The sequence below is a fragment of the Cupriavidus plantarum genome, from assembly GCF_905397285.1.
In the GTDB taxonomy this organism is placed as follows: Bacteria; Pseudomonadota; Gammaproteobacteria; order Burkholderiales; family Burkholderiaceae; genus Cupriavidus; species Cupriavidus plantarum.
Genome location: NZ_CAJPUX010000014.1, coordinates 38,911 through 55,642, shown reverse-complemented (window position 1 = coordinate 55,642; position 16,732 = coordinate 38,911). Strand labels below are relative to the sequence as shown.

Annotated in this window: 14 protein-coding genes; 1 reads left to right on the top strand and 13 read right to left on the bottom strand. The window is 65.6% G+C overall.

Annotation, left to right across the window (positions count from 1 at the left end; genetic code table 11):
• Positions 1–73: 73 nt before the first annotated feature.
• The 7 genes from KHP16_RS27285 to KHP16_RS27255 form a co-directional block, all read right to left on the bottom strand.
• A complete protein-coding gene (locus KHP16_RS27285; protein ID WP_109585127.1) occupies positions 74–370 on the bottom strand; it encodes an STAS domain-containing protein in 297 nt (98 codons plus the stop codon).
• A 118-nt stretch (positions 371–488) separates the two neighbouring features.
• Positions 489–1,130: an MlaC/ttg2D family ABC transporter substrate-binding protein gene (locus tag KHP16_RS27280; protein WP_109585126.1), complete on the bottom strand. Its 642-nt coding sequence runs from the start codon at positions 1,128–1,130 to the stop codon at positions 489–491.
• A gap of 177 nt (positions 1,131–1,307) precedes the next feature.
• Complete coding sequence (locus KHP16_RS27275) at positions 1,308–2,123, bottom strand: MlaA family lipoprotein (protein ID WP_211961551.1); 816 nt, start codon at positions 2,121–2,123, stop codon at positions 1,308–1,310.
• A complete protein-coding gene (gene mlaD / locus KHP16_RS27270) occupies positions 2,120–2,686 on the bottom strand; it encodes an outer membrane lipid asymmetry maintenance protein MlaD (RefSeq protein WP_109585124.1) in 567 nt (188 codons plus the stop codon). The genes KHP16_RS27275 and mlaD overlap by 4 nt, the downstream gene beginning before the upstream one ends.
• A gap of 45 nt (positions 2,687–2,731) precedes the next feature.
• Complete coding sequence (gene mlaE, locus KHP16_RS27265; protein ID WP_109585123.1) at positions 2,732–3,517, bottom strand: lipid asymmetry maintenance ABC transporter permease subunit MlaE; 786 nt, start codon at positions 3,515–3,517, stop codon at positions 2,732–2,734.
• Positions 3,514–4,314, bottom strand: a complete 801-nt coding sequence (locus KHP16_RS27260; protein WP_109585222.1) for an ABC transporter ATP-binding protein — start codon at positions 4,312–4,314, stop codon at positions 3,514–3,516. The genes mlaE and KHP16_RS27260 overlap by 4 nt, the downstream gene beginning before the upstream one ends.
• A 209-nt stretch (positions 4,315–4,523) precedes the next feature.
• Positions 4,524–5,639, bottom strand: a complete 1,116-nt coding sequence (locus KHP16_RS27255; protein ID WP_109585122.1) for a tripartite tricarboxylate transporter substrate binding protein — start codon at positions 5,637–5,639, stop codon at positions 4,524–4,526.
• Between the two features lie 229 nt (positions 5,640–5,868).
• Between KHP16_RS27255 and KHP16_RS27250 the strand changes: the two genes are divergently transcribed.
• Positions 5,869–6,405, top strand: a complete 537-nt coding sequence (locus tag KHP16_RS27250) for a GNAT family N-acetyltransferase (RefSeq protein ID WP_211961550.1) — start codon at positions 5,869–5,871, stop codon at positions 6,403–6,405.
• A gap of 41 nt (positions 6,406–6,446) precedes the next feature.
• Here the strand turns inward: KHP16_RS27250 and KHP16_RS27245 are convergent, their stop codons facing one another.
• From KHP16_RS27245 to KHP16_RS27220, 6 genes are all read right to left on the bottom strand, one after another.
• On the bottom strand, positions 6,447–7,910 hold the full coding sequence (locus KHP16_RS27245; RefSeq protein ID WP_109585120.1) for a glutamate synthase subunit beta: 1,464 nt from the start codon (positions 7,908–7,910) through the stop codon (positions 6,447–6,449).
• 119 nt (positions 7,911–8,029) lie between these two features.
• Complete coding sequence (locus KHP16_RS27240) at positions 8,030–12,697, bottom strand: glutamate synthase-related protein (protein ID WP_244214871.1); 4,668 nt, start codon at positions 12,695–12,697, stop codon at positions 8,030–8,032.
• 361 nt (positions 12,698–13,058) lie between these two features.
• A complete protein-coding gene (locus tag KHP16_RS27235; RefSeq protein WP_211961549.1) occupies positions 13,059–13,820 on the bottom strand; it encodes a transposase in 762 nt (253 codons plus the stop codon).
• An 88-nt stretch (positions 13,821–13,908) separates the two neighbouring features.
• The gene (locus KHP16_RS27230) at positions 13,909–15,045 is read right to left on the bottom strand and encodes a deoxyguanosinetriphosphate triphosphohydrolase (RefSeq protein ID WP_109585118.1); all 1,137 of its coding nucleotides are present in this window, start codon (positions 15,043–15,045) and stop codon (positions 13,909–13,911) included.
• 60 nt (positions 15,046–15,105) lie between these two features.
• A complete protein-coding gene (gene aroB / locus KHP16_RS27225; protein WP_211961548.1) occupies positions 15,106–16,212 on the bottom strand; it encodes a 3-dehydroquinate synthase in 1,107 nt (368 codons plus the stop codon).
• Positions 16,209–16,730: a shikimate kinase gene (locus KHP16_RS27220; protein WP_244836082.1), complete on the bottom strand. Its 522-nt coding sequence runs from the start codon at positions 16,728–16,730 to the stop codon at positions 16,209–16,211. The genes aroB and KHP16_RS27220 overlap by 4 nt, the downstream gene beginning before the upstream one ends.
• Between the last annotated feature and the right edge of the window lie 2 nt (positions 16,731–16,732).

The window sequence follows — 16,732 nt, the reverse complement described above, 5'->3', positions numbered from 1 at the left end:
GGACCCACCGCCGGGGCATCGCCTGGCTTCGCGCAACCGGATGCAGATGCGCCGCGCAACCAGGGATGCCGGTTCAATGTCGGTGGTGGCCTTGCGGATGGGCGGCGTCGGCCGGCAGGCCGAGGAGGCCCGCGACGCCATAGAGAGCGGCCAGCTCGCCGAGCTGCGGCGGCACGTTGACGATCGACAGCGTCTGGCCACGGCCCGAGGCCGCGCGTTGCCAGCCGAGCAGCACGGCGACGGCCGACGAATCGACATGCGTCAGGCCCGCGCAATCGACCGCGACATCGCCCTGCGCCACGCGCGCCAGCCCGTCACGCAGCACGGCGGCGGCGTTCTGGTTGGTGAGCGAGGTTCCGAGCGAAAGCATGCGATGTGAGGCGATGTCAGGCGATGTGGAAGCGTCAGACCCAAATCAAAACGCCCGTGGCAGGCCACGGGCGTTTCGCACATTCGGGCATGAAAGCCGATTGTACGCGAAGTCGCGCTTACTTGGCGTTCGCGAGCTGCTTGTTGCGGTCCTGCAGCGTCTTGATGACGCCGTCGATGCCCTGCTGCGTCACGATCGTATTGAAGCTGCCCTTGTACGCCTCGGTCAGCCACGCGCCCAGCACGTTGATGTCATACACCTTCCAGCCTTCGGGCGTCTTCTCGAGGCGGTAATCCATCTGGATCGGCTCGCCCTTGTTGATCACCTGCGTGCGGATGGTGGCGTCGGTGTCGTCGGCGTTGCCGCGGTACGGACGGTATTGCACCGCCTGGTCGCGAATCTGCGCGATCGCGCCGGCGTAGGTACGGATCAGCAGCGTCTTGAACTGCTCGGTGATGGCCTTCTGCTGCTCCGGCGAAGCCTTCGACCAGTTACGGCCCATCGCGATCTGCGTGGTCTTCTCGAAATTCGCGTGCGGGAGGATCTTCTGCTCGACGAGTTGCGTGATCTTGCCGATGTTGCCGGACTGCATGTCCTTGTCGCTCTTGACGGTGTTCATCACGTCGGACACCACGGCCTTGACGAGACCATCCGGAGTCTGGGCGGCATCGGCGGACACCTGTGCGTGGGCCGGCGCGGTGAACGCAGCGCCGGTCAGTGCCATGACGGTGAGGAAGGGGGCCAACAGTCGCTTCAGCATGAGCGTTTTTCCTTTCTATCTAGTGCGGGTCGTAGGGACAACCGGCCTTCGCACGCATTGAAACACAGGCGTCCGGGCAATGCGCCGTGACTCAGGGCTTGGACGCCACTTCCATACAATTTGTTTCCGCCCTCACATCACCTTCACACGTGGGGGACGATCGAGAGCCAGCGAGGCTTAGCGACCGAAACGGAAAGCGGGGCTGCCGGGCACGAGACGCTGCGCCGGCGACGCCGGCAGTGCCTGCTGATCGCCCTGCTCCGAGGAGCTGCCGGGTTCCTCGTCATCGCCGCCGGGCGGGTTACCGTCATAGATCAGGTACTCGCGGCGCTGCAGGTACGAGTCCCGCAGGAAGGCGTAACGGTCGAGCGCGGCGGCGTCGATCAGGCTCGTCGCGGCCAGCAACTGCGAGCGGCCATCGACCACGCGCACGCCCGACACCGCATAACGGGCCCACACGGGATAGATATACGAGGTCGGGTCCATCAGCCGGTCCACCACCATGCCGCCCGTGTCGCGCACCGTGCTCGGCCCGAACAGCGGCAGCACGAGGTACGGGCCCGACGGCACGCCCCACACGCCCAGCGTCTGGCCGAAGTCTTCCTTGTACTTGGGCAGGCCGCCCGGCGTGGCGATGTCGATCAGGCCGCCGATACCGAGAATGGTATTGATGGCCACGCGCATCGTGTCTTCCGCCGCACGCGACGGCTTGCCCTGCAGCAGGTTGTTCACCGCCGAGTAGACGTCGCTGACGTTCGAGAACACGTTGCCGACCGCCGTGCGGATGGGCGACGGCACGTAGTCCGCATAGGTCTGCGCCACGGGCTTCAGCGCGTACTTGTCGATCTCGTCGTTGACCCGCGTCACGCCGCGGTTGAACGGCTCGAACGGGTCTTTCGGGTTGGCGTCGGGGCCAGTCGCACAGCCCGACAGGAAAGCAGCGGCGGCAATCGATGCCGTCGCGATCAGTTTTCGGGAGCGGGCGCGCTTCATTTCGCACCCCCTGCCGTACCCGGCGCGGCCGGCAGCGCCGCACCCGCCGACGCGCCTGCCGAAGCGCCACCCGACGCGCTGCCGCCGGTGTTGCCACCGCCGGCGCCCGAGTCCGCCGCCTTGTTGTACAGGAACTGGCCAATCAGGTTCTCGAGCACTACCGCGGACTGGGTCATTGTGATCTTGCTGTTATCGGCGAGCATCTTCGCGTCGCCGCCGGCTTCGAGGCCGATGTACTGCTCGCCCAGCAGACCCGACGTCAGGATCTTGGCGGATGAGTCCTTGGGGAACTGGTAGCGCTTGTCGATGTTGAGCTCCACCGTCGCCAGATAGCTCTGGTCGTCGAAGCGGATCTCCGCGACACGGCCCACCACCACGCCCGCGCTCTTGACCGGGGCGCGCGCCTTCAGGCCGCCGATGTTGTCGAAGTCGGCCCGCACACGGTAGGTCTGCTCGAACGAGAACGAGCTCAGGTTGCCGGCCTTGAGCGCAAGGAACAGCAGCGCGGCAAACCCCGCCACCACCAGCAGCCCGACCCAGAAATCGAGGGAATTTTTCTTCATGCGATCGTCTTTTCCATTCTGTTCTTCTGTTCTGTAGGTGCTGGCTCAGCTGAACATCAGCGCGGTCAGCAGGAAGTCCAGCCCGAGCACGGCCAGCGAGGCGAGCACCACGGTACGCGTGGTGGCGCGCGACACGCCCTCCGGCGTCGGCCGCGCCTCGAAGCCCTGATACAGAGCAATAAACGTCACGGCCACGCCAAAAATGAAGCTCTTGATGACGCCGTTCAGCACGTCGGCGCGCACATCGACGCCACCCTGCATCTGCGACCAGAACGCGCCCGAGTCCACGCCGATCAGCTGCACACCGACGAGGTAACCGCCGAGGATGCCCACCGCGCTGAAAATCGCCGCGAGAATCGGCATGGCGATGACACCCGCCCAGAAGCGCGGCGCGATCACGCGTTGCAGCGGATTGACGGCCATCATCTCCATCGCGGTCAGCTGCTCGCCCGCCTTCATCAGACCGATCTCGGCGGTCAGCGACGTCCCCGCGCGGCCCGCGAACAGCAGCGCGGACACCACCGGTCCAAGCTCACGCACAAGCGACAGCGCCACGAGCAGGCCGAGCGCCTGCTCGGAGCCGTAGCGATTCAGCGTGTAGTAGCCCTGCAATCCGAGCACAAAACCGACGAACAGGCCGGATACGGCGATGATCACCAGCGAAAGGTTGCCGACGAAGAAGACCTGATCGGTCACGAGCCGCGGGCGGCGCAGCAGCGCGGGCGACAGCGCGAGCATCGACACAAACATGCGCGCGCCGTTGCCGATGCCGGAAATGCCCAGGCGCACAAACGCGCCGATCGCGCTGAAAAACGACACGACGGCGTTCATCGGCGACCTCCGGCAAGAAAGTCGTCGGCGAGCGACGGGCCGCCATAGTGGAATGGCACCGGACCGTCGGCTTCGGCGTGCACGAACTGATGCACGAACGGATCGGTCGAGGCGCGCAGCGCATCGGGCTCGCCCTCGGCGGCGATACGGCCATTGGCGATGAAGTACACGTAATCCGCGATCTGGAAGGTTTCCTGCACGTCGTGCGACACGATGATCGTCGTCGCGCCGAGTGCATCGTTGAGGCTGCGGATCAGCCGCGCCGTCAGGCCGAGCGAGATCGGGTCCAGCCCCGCGAACGGTTCGTCGTACATCAGCAGCGACGGATCGAGCGCGATGGCCCGCGCCAGCGCCACACGTCGCGCCATGCCGCCCGAGATCTGCGCGGGCATCAGGTCGCGCGCGCCGCGCAGGCCGACGGCGTTGAGCTTCATCAGCACGAGGTCGCGGATCATCGAATCCGGAAGATCGGTGTGCTCTCGCAGCGGAAACGCGACGTTGTCGAATACCGACAGATCAGTGAACAGGGCGCCAAACTGGAACAGCATGCCCATCTGCCGCCTCACGGCGTACAGGCCGCGCTGGTCGAGCGCGTCGATATCCTTGCCGGCAAACGTCACTTGCCCGCGCCGCGGACGCACTTGTCCGCCGATCAGGCGTAGCACCGTGGTCTTGCCGCAGCCGGAGCCGCCCATCACGGCAACCACCTTGCCGCGCGGGAAGCGCATGGTCAGGCCCGAAAGGATCGGCTTGTCGCCATCCGCATAGGCGAAGTCGACATCGTCGAGCACGACGATATCTTCGCCCCGCGATCGGCCATGGGGAGCCGTAGCGGGCGTAGGGGCGACGGAAAGGTCGGGAGTGGTAGCGGTCACTTTGTCACCGGATTGGACAGGCGGCTATTATAAGGGCTACCACCTACACGTGCCGGATCGCGTGTGACTGCCGTTACATTTGAAGGAATTGCGCGCTGGGTGGGCGAACTTGCCGCATATTGCGCCTACTTTTACGGTTCACCGCCATTTGACGCCTGCCGCAGGATCACCTGCCACTGGATGGATTCCGATCGAATAGCCGTGGCAAACGCTTCCGGCGAGTCCCGCACGGGAGTCAGGCCGGCCGCCATGAGCCTCGCGCGGACTTCGCGCTCCCCGGTCACGCCGTCCAGTTCCGAGGCCAGACGCGCGACGATCGCGCGCGGCGTCTTCGCCGGCGCCATCACGCCGTACCAGGGCGCGGAGGCATAGCCGTCGATCCCCGACTCCTGCAGCGTCGGCACCTGCGGCGCCAGCGGCGACCGCGTCATTCCCGTCACGGCGAGCAGCTTCAGCCCTCCCGCCCCGCTCTGCCCGCCACTATTGCGCAGATGCGTCTGCACGGCGGCGAACGAGCAGAAGCAGGCACTGATGCGGCCGGCGAGGATCTCCTGCACCACAGCCGTCTCTCCCTTGGCGGCGATCAGCGGCACTCCGTTGGCTAGCCCGCGCACCGCATACTCGGCATAGAGTTGCGAAGGACTGCCCGGCTGGCCGTAGCCATAGCTATATGCCGACGGGTTGGCGCGCACGGCGGTGCTCCACTGCTGCGGGGTCTGCATTGGCAGCCGGCCGTCGATGACCAGAAACAGCGGCATCGTCGCCACGCGGCCGACCGGCGTAAAGTCGCGCACCACGTCATAGGGAACGGGTTCGAGTCCGGGCTGGATCAGCATGTTTGCCTGATGGAACAGCAGCGTATGGCCATCGGAACTGGCCTTGGCCACCACATCGCCCGCCGTCGTGCCCGACGCGCCTGGCCGATTGTCCACCTCGACGGCCACGCCAAGGCGCGCGGAGAGGCGCTCGGCGAGCATGCGCGCGACCGCGTCCGCCACGCCGCCCGCGGGAAACGGCACGATGAGTCGCATCGGCCGTGCCGGATACGACATGGGACGGGACGCAGCGGCGTCCGACGACTGCGCGCGGGCAGGTGCCGGCAGGCCGGTGACAAGCGCCGTGGCGGCGAGTATGGCCGCAAATACGGCCGCGAATATGGCCGCGAATGGGGCCGCAAGCCTTCCACCGCTCGCCTGCAAGTTCGCCAGACCTCGCCAAAGCCGCGTCAGCGTGCGCACTTCGGACATCTGTTTCCTCCGCGCCGCGGCTGAGCCACGGCATCTCGACGGCTGAAAGGATCGCCAGGAGTCGTACGAGAAAATTGTACGAACTCGGTGCGGTTGGGCACAGAGCACGTAAACCATAGCCGGGTGGACCCCAATGGCCCTGCGGGCGGCCGATGGGGCGACCGATGGGGCGGCCTATGGGGCGGCCTATGTGGCGGACCGATGCGGGCAAGCTCCCTATAATCCACGCATGTCCGAACTCGTAATCCGGCGCATGACGCGCGCCGACCTCGCCGGTGTGGCCGCCGTGCAGGCGCAATGCTATGGCGACGGCCTGATCGAATCCGAGGCCGCGCTGGCCAGCCGCATCGCCCTCTCCCCGCAGACCTGTTGGATCGCCCTGGAAGCGGAAAACCACGACCACGATGGCGCCCGGTTTCTCGGCTACCTCCTCACGCACCCATGGACGGCGGCGTCCCTGCCGCCATGGAACGGTCAGCTGCAACGCGACTGGCCCGAACACGCCCCTCTGGTCTGGTTCGTCCACGACATGGCGGTCGCCCCCGCAGGCCGTGGCATGGGGATCGCCATACGGCTCTACGAAGCGGCGCACGCGTCGGCGTTGGAGCAGGGATGGGAAACGTCGCGCCTGATCGCCGTGCAATCGGCGGCGCCGTGGTGGCGCAGGCTTGGGTACGCGCCGATCGACGCGCAAAACGCGTACGCGGCCAAGCTGGCCGCGTACGGGGATACTGCTGTGCTGATGGAAAAGCGGCTGAAACCCTGACGAGGCCTCGGGGTGACAGTTACCGCGCGCTTACCGCACGATTATCGCGGCAGTTCGCTATGGCCCATCAGGAAGGCGTCGACCGAGCGCGCGGCCTGACGGCCTTCGCGGATGGCCCACACCACGAGCGACTGGCCACGACGCACGTCTCCGGCCGCGAACACCTTCGGCACGTTGGTGTAGTACGCGCGATCGCCTTCGGTCGAGGCCTTGGCGTTCTTGCGCGCATCGGTATCGACGCCGAACGCTTCGAGCACCGAACCCACGGGGTTCGTGAAGCCCATCGCCAGCAGCACGAGATCGGCCGGCAGCACGAATTCGCTGTCGGGCACTTCCTGCATGCGGCCATCCTTCCATTCGACGCGGCAGGCCTTCAGTGCCTTGATCTTGCCGTTCTCGCCGATGAACTCCTTCGTCGCCACGGACCAGTCGCGCGAGCAGCCTTCGTCATGGGAGGACGACGTACGCAGCTTGATCGGCCAGTACGGCCACACCAGCGGCTTGTTCTCTTCTTCCGGCGGCTGCGGCAGCAGCTCGAACTGCGTCACCGACGTGGCGCCATGACGGTTCGACGTGCCCACGCAGTCGGAACCCGTATCGCCGCCACCGATCACGATCACGTGCTTGCCGTCGGCGCGGATGTCGTTGAGCGCGTCGCCCGCGACTTCCTTGTTTTGCGGAATCAGGAATTCCAGCGCGTAGTGCACGCCTTGCAGTTCGCGGCCCGGTACCGGCAGATCGCGCGGCACTTCCGAGCCACCGGCCAGCACGACGGCGTCGAACTGGTCCATCAGCGCCTGCGCGCTGATCGTCTCGCGTGCGTAGTTCTTGATGCCAGCGGGCAGATCGCCCTCGGTCACCATCACGCCCGCGCGGAACGTCACGCCCTCGGCCTGCATCTGTTCGATGCGGCGGTCGATCAGCGTCTTCTCCATCTTGAAGTCGGGAATGCCGTAGCGCAGCAGGCCGCCGATGCGGTCGTTCTTCTCGAACACGGTCACGTCATGGCCGGCGCGTGCCAGCTGCTGCGCGGCGGCCAGGCCCGCGGGGCCCGAGCCCACCACGGCGACGGTCTTGCCGGTCTTGTGCTTCGGCACCTGCGGCGCCACCCAGCCTTCTTCCCAGGCCTTGTCGATGATCGCGTGCTCGATCGACTTGATGCCCACCGGCAGCTCGTTGATACCGAGCGTGCAGGCCGCCTCGCACGGTGCCGGGCAGATGCGGCCCGTGAACTCGGGAAAGTTGTTCGTCTGGTGCAGCACCTCGATCGCCGACTTCCAGTCCTGGCGATACACGAGGTCGTTGAAGTCGGGAATGATGTTGTTGACCGGGCAGCCGTTGTTGCAGAACGGAATGCCGCAGTCCATGCAGCGCGCACCCTGGATCTTCGCTTCGCTGTCGGACAGCGCGAACACGAATTCCTTGTAGTGCTTCACGCGCTTGACTACGGTCTCGTAGCCTTCGTTCTGGCGCGGAAATTCGAGAAAGCCAGTCGCCTTACCCATGTTGCGTCCTTGGTCATGCTGCGCGAGGCCAGTTAGCGGACCGGCCTCGCTGTGAGGTCATCTTGTATGCGCCGCGGAGCGTCAACCCGCGCGGCGCGTTCGTTGTGGTGTGGCGCCGGTCAGGCCGCCACCGGCTCGCGATCCGCGTCGCGCGCGGCTTGTTCCTTCTCGAACATCTCGCCCAGCGCGCGCTTGTACTCGGTCGGGAAGACCTTGACGAACTTGCGGCGTGCCGTCGCCCAGTCCGACAGCAGCGCCTTGGCGCGCTCGGAACCGGTGTAGCGGAAATGCTGCTCGATCAGGCCCTTGAGGATCACCTCGTCCAGCACGCGCTTGCCGTTGACCTTGTGCCACTGCGCCTGCGCCTGGCCCTTCTCCTGATCCGCCGAAGCGAGCACCGATTCCAGCGCGACCATCGACGTGTTGCAGCGCTTGTCGAACAGGCCGTCCTCGTCGTAGACGTAGGCCACACCGCCCGACATGCCCGCCGCGAAGTTACGGCCGGTGCCGCCGAGCACGACGATCGTGCCGCCGGTCATGTACTCGCAACCGTGGTCGCCGGTACCTTCCACCACCGCCACCGCGCCCGAGTTACGCACCGCGAAGCGCTCACCGGCCACGCCGTTGAAGAACGCCTCACCCGCGATCGCGCCGTACAGCACCGTGTTGCCCACGATGATGTTGCGCGTCGGATCGCCGCGGAACTCGTGCGGCGTGCGCACGATCACGCGGCCGCCCGACAGGCCCTTGCCCACGTAGTCGTTGCCGTCACCGACCAGATCCAGCGTGATGCCGTGCGCGAGGAACGCGCCGAACGACTGGCCCGCCGTGCCCTGCAGCTGGATGTGGATCGTGTCGTCGGGCAGCCCCTCGTGGCCGTACTGCTTGGCCACCACGCCCGACAGCATCGCGCCGACGGTACGGTTCACGTTCTTCACCGGCTGGATGAACGACACGCGCTCACCCTTGTCGATGGCCGGACGCGCCTTGGCGATCAGCACGTGGTCGAGCGCCTTGCCGGCTTCCACCGACAGACCGTGGTCCTGCACATCCGTATGGAAGCGCGGCACATCGGCGGCGATCGGCGCCTGATAGAAGATGCGGCCGAAGTCGAGGCCACGCGCCTTCCAGTGTTCGATGCCGGCGCGCGTGTCGAGCAGGTCGGCGCGGCCGATCAGCTCGTCGAACGTGCGGATACCCAGTTGCGCCATGATCTCGCGCGCTTCTTCCGCAACGAAGAAGAAGAAGTTCACGACGTGCTCGGGCTTGCCCTGGAATTTCTTGCGCAGCGCCGGATCCTGCGTGGCCACGCCCACCGGGCAGGTGTTCAGATGGCACTTGCGCATCATGATGCAGCCCTCGGCGACCAGCGGTGCCGTGGCGAAGCCGAACTCGTCGGCGCCCAGCAGCGCGCCGATCACGATGTCGCGGCCCGTCTTCATCTGGCCGTCGGCCTGCACGCGAATGCGGTTACGCAGGCCGTTGAGCATCAGCGTCTGCTGCGTTTCGGCCAGGCCGAGTTCCCACGGCGTGCCCGCATGCTTGATCGACGACCACGGCGACGCGCCGGTGCCACCGTCATGGCCCGCGATCACGACGTGGTCGGCCTTGGCCTTGGCCACGCCAGCCGCGATCGTGCCCACGCCCACTTCGGACACGAGCTTGACCGAAATGTCGGAGACCGGATTGACGTTCTTCAGATCGTGGATCAGCTGTGCCAGATCCTCGATCGAGTAGATGTCATGGTGCGGGGGCGGCGAGATCAGGCCCACGCCCGGCACCGAGCAACGCAGCTTGCCGATGTAGTCGGACACCTTGTGGCCCGGCAGCTGGCCGCCTTCGCCCGGCTTGGCGCCCTGCGCCATCTTGATCTGGATCTGGTCGGCCGATGCCAGGTATTCGGCGGTCACGCCGAAACGGCCCGATGCCACCTGCTTGATCTTCGAACGGAGCGAGTCGCCCGCCTGCAGTTCGAGGTCGCGCTCGATTACGCCGTCGCCAAGGAGGCCCTTCAGCGTCTCGCCCTGCTTGATGGGGATGCCGCGCAGTTCGTTGCGATAGCGCTTCTCGTCCTCGCCGCCTTCACCGGTGTTCGATTTGCCGCCAATACGGTTCATCGCCACGGCCAGCGTCGCGTGGGCTTCCGTCGAGATCGAGCCGAGCGACATGGCACCGGTCGCGAAACGCTTGACGATCTCCTTGGCCGGCTCCACTTCCTCGAGCGGAATCGCCCGCGCCGGATCGACCTTGAACTCGAACAGGCCGCGCAGCGTCATGTGACGGCGGCTCTGGTCGTTGATGATGTTCGCGTATTCCTTGTACGTCTGGTACGCGCCCTTGCCGTTGTCGGCGCGGACCGAGTGCTGGAGCTTGGCCACCGAATCCGGGGTCCACATATGCTCTTCGCCGCGGACGCGGTAGGCGTACTCGCCGCCCGTATCGAGCATCGACTCGAGCACGGGATTGCTGCCGAACGCGTCGCGATGCAGGCGCAGCGCTTCCTCGGCGACCTCGAAGATACCGATGCCTTCGACGTTCGACGGCGTGCCGTGGAAATACTTCTGCACGAGTTCGCGCGACAGGCCGATGGCTTCGAAGATCTGCGCGCCCGTGTACGACATGTACGTCGAGATGCCCATCTTCGACATGACCTTGTACAGGCCCTTGCCAATCGCCTTGACGAAGTTCTTCACGGCCTTGTCCGAGGACAGGTCGCCCGACAGGCCCGAGGCCATGTCGGCAAGCGTTTCCATCGCGAGGTACGGGTGCACGGCTTCCGCGCCGTAGCCGGCCAGCAGCGCGAAGTGATGCACCTCTCGCGCCGAACCGGTTTCCACGACGAGGCCGGTAGACGTGCGCAGGCCCTTCTCCACCAGATGGTGGTGGACGGCCGAGGTCGCCAGCAGCGCGGGAATCGCCACATGACCGTCATCGACGCGGCGGTCGGTCACGATCAGGATGTTGTAGCCCGAACGCACGGCGTCCACGGCCTCCGCGCACAGCGACGCCAGGCGCGCCTCGATGCCTTCCTTGCCCCACTGGACCGGATAGCAGATGTTGAGCTCGTACGAACGGAACTTGCCGCCCGTGTAGTGCTCGATGTTGCGGATCTTCGCGATGTCCTTGAAGTCCAGCACGGGCTGGGACACTTCGAGGCGCATCGGCGGATTGATGTTGTTCAGCTCGAGCAGGTTCGGCTTCGGGCCGATGAACGACACGAGCGACATGACCATGTTCTCGCGGATCGGGTCGATCGGCGGGTTGGTCACCTGCGCGAACAGCTGCTTGAAGTAATGGTACAGCGTCTTGTTCTTCGACGACAGCACGGCCAGCGGCGAATCGTTGCCCATCGACCCCGTGGCCTCTTCGCCGGCGATGGCCATCGGCGCCATCAGGAACTTGACGTCTTCCTGCGTGTAGCCGAACGCCTGCTGGCGGTCGAGCAGACGCGCCACCGGCTTCTTCTCGGCGGCCACGTCCTCGGCCTTCGCGTCGATTTCGTCGAGCTTGATGCGCACGGCATCGATCCAGCTCTTGTACGGCTTGGCGTTGGCGAGGTTGTCCTTCAGTTCCTTGTCGTCGATGATGCGGCCCTGCTCCATGTCGATCAGGAACATCTTGCCCGGCTGCAGGCGCCACTTCTGGACCACGCGCGACTCGGGGAACGGCAGCACGCCGGCTTCCGACGCCAGCACGACGATATCGTCCTCGGTCACATAGAAACGCGCCGGACGCAGGCCGTTACGGTCGAGCGTCGCGCCGATCTGGCGGCCATCGGTGAAGCAGATCGCGGCGGGGCCGTCCCACGGCTCCATCATCGCGGCATGGTATTCGTAGAACGCGCGGCGGTTGTCGTCCATCAGCGTGTGCTGTTCCCACGCTTCCGGAATCATCATCATCATCGCGTGGACGAGCGGGTAGCCCGCCATCGTCAGCAATTCGAGGCAGTTGTCGAACGATGCGGTATCCGACTGGCCCGGATAGATCAGCGGCCACAGCTTCGGCAGGTCGTCGCCGAGCACGGGCGAGGAGATGGCGCCGGTACGCGCGTTGATCCAGTTGACGTTGCCCTTCACCGTGTTGATTTCGCCGTTGTGCGCGACCATGCGGTACGGGTGGGCCAGCTCCCACGCGGGGAACGTGTTCGTCGAGAAGCGCTGGTGCACGAGCGCGAGCGCCGACACGGTGCGCGAGTCCTGCAGGTCGAGGTAGTACTCGCCGACCTGGTTCGCCAGCAGCAGGCCTTTGTAGACGACCGTACGCGCCGACATCGACGGCACGAAGTATTCCTTGCCGTGCTTGAGCTTGAGCGCCTGGATGGCGTGGCTCGCGGTCTTGCGGATCACGTAGAGCTTACGTTCCAGCGCGTCCGTGGTCATGATGTCGCGGCCGCGGCCGATGAAGATCTGGCGGATCACGGGTTCCGTCTTGCGGACCGTTGGCGACATCGGCATGTTGCAGTCGACCGGCACATCGCGCCAGCCGAGCACGACCTGGCCTTCCAGGCGGACCGTGCGCTCGAGCTCCTGCTCGCAGGCGAGGCGCGAGGCGTGTTCCTTCGGCAGGAAGATCATGCCGACGCCATATTCGCCATTGGGCGGCAGCGTCACGCCCTGCTTGGCCATTTCTTCGCGATAGAACTGGTCCGGGATCTGGATCAGGATGCCGGCGCCGTCGCCCATCAGCGCATCCGCGCCGACCGCACCCCGGTGATCGAGGTTCTCGAGGATCTTCAGGCCCTGGCTGACGATCTCGTGCGTCTTCTTGCCCTTGATGTGCGCAACCATGCCGACGCCGCAGGCGTCCTTTTCGTTGGTCGGGTCATAGAGGCCCTGCGCCTGCGGAAGCCCGCTTTGTTCGACTTCGATGGGCAGATCGGTGGTGTGTTGCGTTTGGTCCACGGGCAGTAATCCGGTGAAGGCCGCGCTATCAGCAGGGGGACCGTAGGGCTCGGCTGTCGGCATCGCTCTGCATGGCGGATGTCGGGACAGCGGTACCGCTGCGGCGTACACGAGCGTGACGCGCCGCACAATGAATGTGGGTGGAGCAACTATATGAGAATCCCGAATGACTCGCAAAACTTATTAAATGGGGTCAGATCAGATTTAAATCTGCACCATTTTTTGCGGTCATTTAAATGGGGACACATTACGTCGTCGCCACTTCTGCACCGTTTTGACCCGCCTCGCTCCCCTCGTCCGCCTCGTCTCCCGAGGCGGTGTTGGCTTCACGTTTAGGGCGACCCTTGGGCAGTGGCTGCACACGTCGCGATGCCTGACGGCCTAGTTGCGCCAGAAAAGCATCGCTCCCCAGCGGCCACCCGCTGTGCGCATGCTGCCGCAGCGTTTCCAGCGTCCGACCGGACAGCCCATCGGCCATCAGAAGGCGATAGTTCGATTGACGCTCGAACGGTGTATTGCCGAGCGCCCAGTACGCAGGGTGATCGCTTACTAACGGGCTAGCTTCGATGCCGGCGTGGTGTCGGTAGCTGTTCCACCGATCGAGTTCCGGGGATGCCACATCGCCGGCGCGCACGCCGTTGTGCTCCGCATACAGCATGGCCGGTAGCAGCCATGCGTCCGGTTCGAGCACGACCGAGCGGAAACGCCCCTCCCACAACGTCCCGGTCCGCGACGCCACGCGGTTGAAATAGCGCGCATAGCGGCGGCCCACCGCCTGTATCACGAGGCTCAGCGCGTCGGGCCCTTTTGGCGTGGCGACGAGATGGACATGGTTGGGCCGCAGCGCATAGGCGTGCACGGCCAGATCGTGCTCGCGCGCGGCCATGCGAAGGCAATCGAGGTATTCGGCGTAGTCGTCCGGCCCAATAAAAATGGCCTGGCGATTGTTGCCACGCTGCAACACGTGGGCAGGGAGACCGGTCGGGGAAAAACGGGGCAGGCGGGCCATCGGGGGGCATCAACGGAGCGAATCGCGAATGCCCTCATGATAGCCCGATCCCGCCGTTGATCCGTCCCCATTTTTTAGGGGCCCTGCCTTACTCGCTCTCGCTCACGGCAAAGATCCGCCGGTGCTCGCGAATCGCGTACCGGTCCGTCATGCCGGCGATGTAATGCGCAATCATGCGCGGCTGGTCGCCACCGTGCCCCGCCTGATATTGCGGCGGCAGCAGGCGCGGGTCCGACATGAAAGCGGAGAACAGGTCGGAAACGATGCGCTGCGCCTTCGCGGACATCCGCATGACGAGGTAATGGCGATACAGGTGGCGGAACAGGAAGCGCTTGAGCGTAGCGGCTTCTTCATGGACCTTGGGGCTGAAGGCGACGAGCGTGCCGGCCGCGCGCACCGCGTCGATCGACTTCACGTTGGCTGCGGCGATGTTCTGCGTGGTCGTCTCGATCAGATCGACGATCAGCGTGTTGATCATGCGCCGGACCGTTTCGTTGATCGACCGGCGCCCGTTGATGCCCGGAAACGCCTTGGTGACCTCGGCGCGATGACGTACCCACATCGGCACCTCGTCGAGCTGATCCAGCGTCAGCAGGCCCGACCGCAATCCGTCGTCGATATCGTGGTTGTTGTAGGCAATCTCGTCGGCGAGATTGGCCAGCTGCGCCTCCAGCGACGGCTGAGCGCCCTCGAGGAAGCGCCGGCCGAGCTCGCCGAGCGCCGCGGCATTGACCCGCGAGCAATGCTTCAGGATGCCTTCGCGCGTCTCGAACGTCAGGTTCAGGCCGTTGAAGCCGCCATAGCGCTCCTCGAGTTCATCGACGACGAGCAGGCTCTGCAGGTTGTGCTCGAACCCGCCATGGTTCTTCATGCAGGTGTTGAGCGCGTCCTGCCCCGCATGGCCGAACGGCGTGTGGCCCAGGTCGTGCGCGAGCGAGATGGCTTCGACGAGGTCCTCGTTCAGCCGCAGGTTGCGGGCGATGGAGCGCGCGATCTGCGCCACCTCGAGGCTGTGCGTCAGCCGCGTGCGGAACAGGTCGCCCTCGTGATTGACGAAGACCTGCGTCTTGTACTCGAGCCGCCGGAACGCCGTGCTATGGATGACACGGTCGCGATCGCGCTGGAATTCACTGCGGGACGACGACGCGGCTTCGGCGTGAACACGACCGCGCGACTGCGCGGAGCGGGCGGCGTACGGGGCGAGATGGGCTTCGATATCGGTCATGCGGCAATCCGTGGGTCCGGCAGGGGACCGGCATTGGCGTTGCGAGGCATGGCCGTGCGATCAGGCCACGGGCGCCTCGGTCGGGGGTTTCAGGACCGCGTGACGCAATGTGTCGCGCAGATCCGGATCCGGCACGGTGGTGATGAATGCCTCGCCGAGCTTCCGCAGCAGGATGAACTTGATGCTGCCCGCCTCGGCCTTCTTGTCCACCTTCATCAGTTCGATATAACGATCGACGCCGAGGTCCGGCGCCACCACGGGCAGCATCGCCTTCTGCGTCAGCGTGCGGATGCGCGCCAGCGTCTCCACGTCGATAAAGCCGAGCCGGTGCGACAGATCGGCCGCCATCACCATGCCGCAGCCGACCGCTTCGCCGTGCAGCCATTCGCCATAGCCCATGCCCGCCTCGATCGCGTGACCGAAGGTATGGCCGAAATTCAGGATGGCGCGCAGTCCGCCTTCGCGTTCGTCCTTCGCCACCACGGACGCCTTGATCTCGCACGAGCGCCGCACGGCCTCGGCCATCAACGCCGTATCGCACGCGTTGAGCGCCTCGATGTTGGCGGCGATCCATTCGAAGTATCCGGCATCGGCGATCGCGCCATGCTTGATGACTTCCGCCATGCCCGCCGCCAGTTCGCGCGGTGGCAGCGTACGCAGCGCGTCGATGTCAGCGATCACCGCGTTCGGCTGGTGGAACGCGCCGATCATGTTCTTGCCGAGCGGGTGGTTGATGCCCGTCTTGCCGCCCACCGACGAATCCACCTGCGCGAGCAGCGTGGTCGGCATCTGCACGAACGGCACGCCGCGCATGTACGACGCCGCGGCAAACCCCGTCATGTCGCCCACGACACCGCCGCCCAGTGCGATCAGCGTCGTCTTGCGATCGGCGCCCGCGCGTAACAGCGCGTCGAAGATCAGATTCAGCGTGTCCCACTGCTTGAAACGCTCGCCGTCGGGCAGCGTCACCACACGCACGGTCTTGCCGAGCGACGTCAGGGCAGCCTCCACGCGCGCGGCGTAGAGCGGGCCCACCGTCTCGTTCGTGACGATGACCGCGTGCTGGCCGCGAATATGCGGCTGCAGCAGGTCGGCGCGGCCCAGCAGGCCGCCGCCGATATGGATCGGGTAACTGCGCGCCCCGAGGTCGACTTCAAGCGTAATCATGTGTGGGAACCCTGCGCCGGCGCGCTTTCCGCATCGTCGGCGATCGCCGCGCGCGGGAATATGTAGCCGGCCATTTCAAGTTGCATGAGAACCATATTAGCAAGCTGCGACACGGACGGCTTGCCGGTTTCGATGATGAAGTCCGCGACCTCGCGATAGAGCGGATCGCGCTCGGCGAAGAGCGCCTCCAAACGGGCCTTGGGATTCTCGGTCTGGAGAAGCGGACGGTTGCGATCGTGTCGCGTGCGCAGCCACAGATCATGGGGGCTCGCGCGCAGGTACACCACGGTACCGTTGGCCTTCAGCGCCGCGCGATTCTCCGGCCGCAGCACGGCGCCGCCGCCGGTCGCCAGCACGATACCCTGCCGGCTCGTGAGTTCGGCAATCGCCTGCTGCTCGCGATCGCGGAAGCCCGCTTCCCCCTCGCACTCGAAAATCACCGGAATCTTGACGCCACAACGCGCTTCGAGCTCGTGGTCGGAGTCGAAGAAAGGGTAATCGAGGCGCTTGGCCACCATAC

What these genes read in the sequence shown, in the direction of transcription:
- KHP16_RS27275 (WP_211961551.1), bottom strand. Translation starts at nt 2,123, where the DNA reads ATGAAGCGCGCCCGCTCCCGAAAACTGATCGCGACGGCATCGATTGCC.
- KHP16_RS27280 (WP_109585126.1), bottom strand. Translation starts at nt 1,130, where the DNA reads ATGCTGAAGCGACTGTTGGCCCCCTTCCTCACCGTCATGGCACTGACC.
- mlaD (WP_109585124.1), bottom strand. Translation starts at nt 2,686, where the DNA reads ATGAAGAAAAATTCCCTCGATTTCTGGGTCGGGCTGCTGGTGGTGGCG.
- KHP16_RS27220 (WP_244836082.1), bottom strand. Translation starts at nt 16,730, where the DNA reads ATGGTGGCCAAGCGCCTCGATTACCCTTTCTTCGACTCCGACCACGAG.
- KHP16_RS27230 (WP_109585118.1), bottom strand. Translation starts at nt 15,045, where the DNA reads ATGACCGATATCGAAGCCCATCTCGCCCCGTACGCCGCCCGCTCCGCG.
- KHP16_RS27245 (WP_109585120.1), bottom strand. Translation starts at nt 7,910, where the DNA reads ATGGGTAAGGCGACTGGCTTTCTCGAATTTCCGCGCCAGAACGAAGGC.
- KHP16_RS27235 (WP_211961549.1), bottom strand. Translation starts at nt 13,820, where the DNA reads ATGGCCCGCCTGCCCCGTTTTTCCCCGACCGGTCTCCCTGCCCACGTG.
- KHP16_RS27240 (WP_244214871.1), bottom strand. Translation starts at nt 12,697, where the DNA reads ATGGTTGCGCACATCAAGGGCAAGAAGACGCACGAGATCGTCAGCCAG.
- aroB (WP_211961548.1), bottom strand. Translation starts at nt 16,212, where the DNA reads ATGATTACGCTTGAAGTCGACCTCGGGGCGCGCAGTTACCCGATCCAT.
- KHP16_RS27250 (WP_211961550.1), top strand. Translation starts at nt 5,869, where the DNA reads ATGTCCGAACTCGTAATCCGGCGCATGACGCGCGCCGACCTCGCCGGT.
- KHP16_RS27255 (WP_109585122.1), bottom strand. Translation starts at nt 5,639, where the DNA reads ATGTCCGAAGTGCGCACGCTGACGCGGCTTTGGCGAGGTCTGGCGAAC.
- mlaE (WP_109585123.1), bottom strand. Translation starts at nt 3,517, where the DNA reads ATGAACGCCGTCGTGTCGTTTTTCAGCGCGATCGGCGCGTTTGTGCGC.
- KHP16_RS27285 (WP_109585127.1), bottom strand. Translation starts at nt 370, where the DNA reads ATGCTTTCGCTCGGAACCTCGCTCACCAACCAGAACGCCGCCGCCGTG.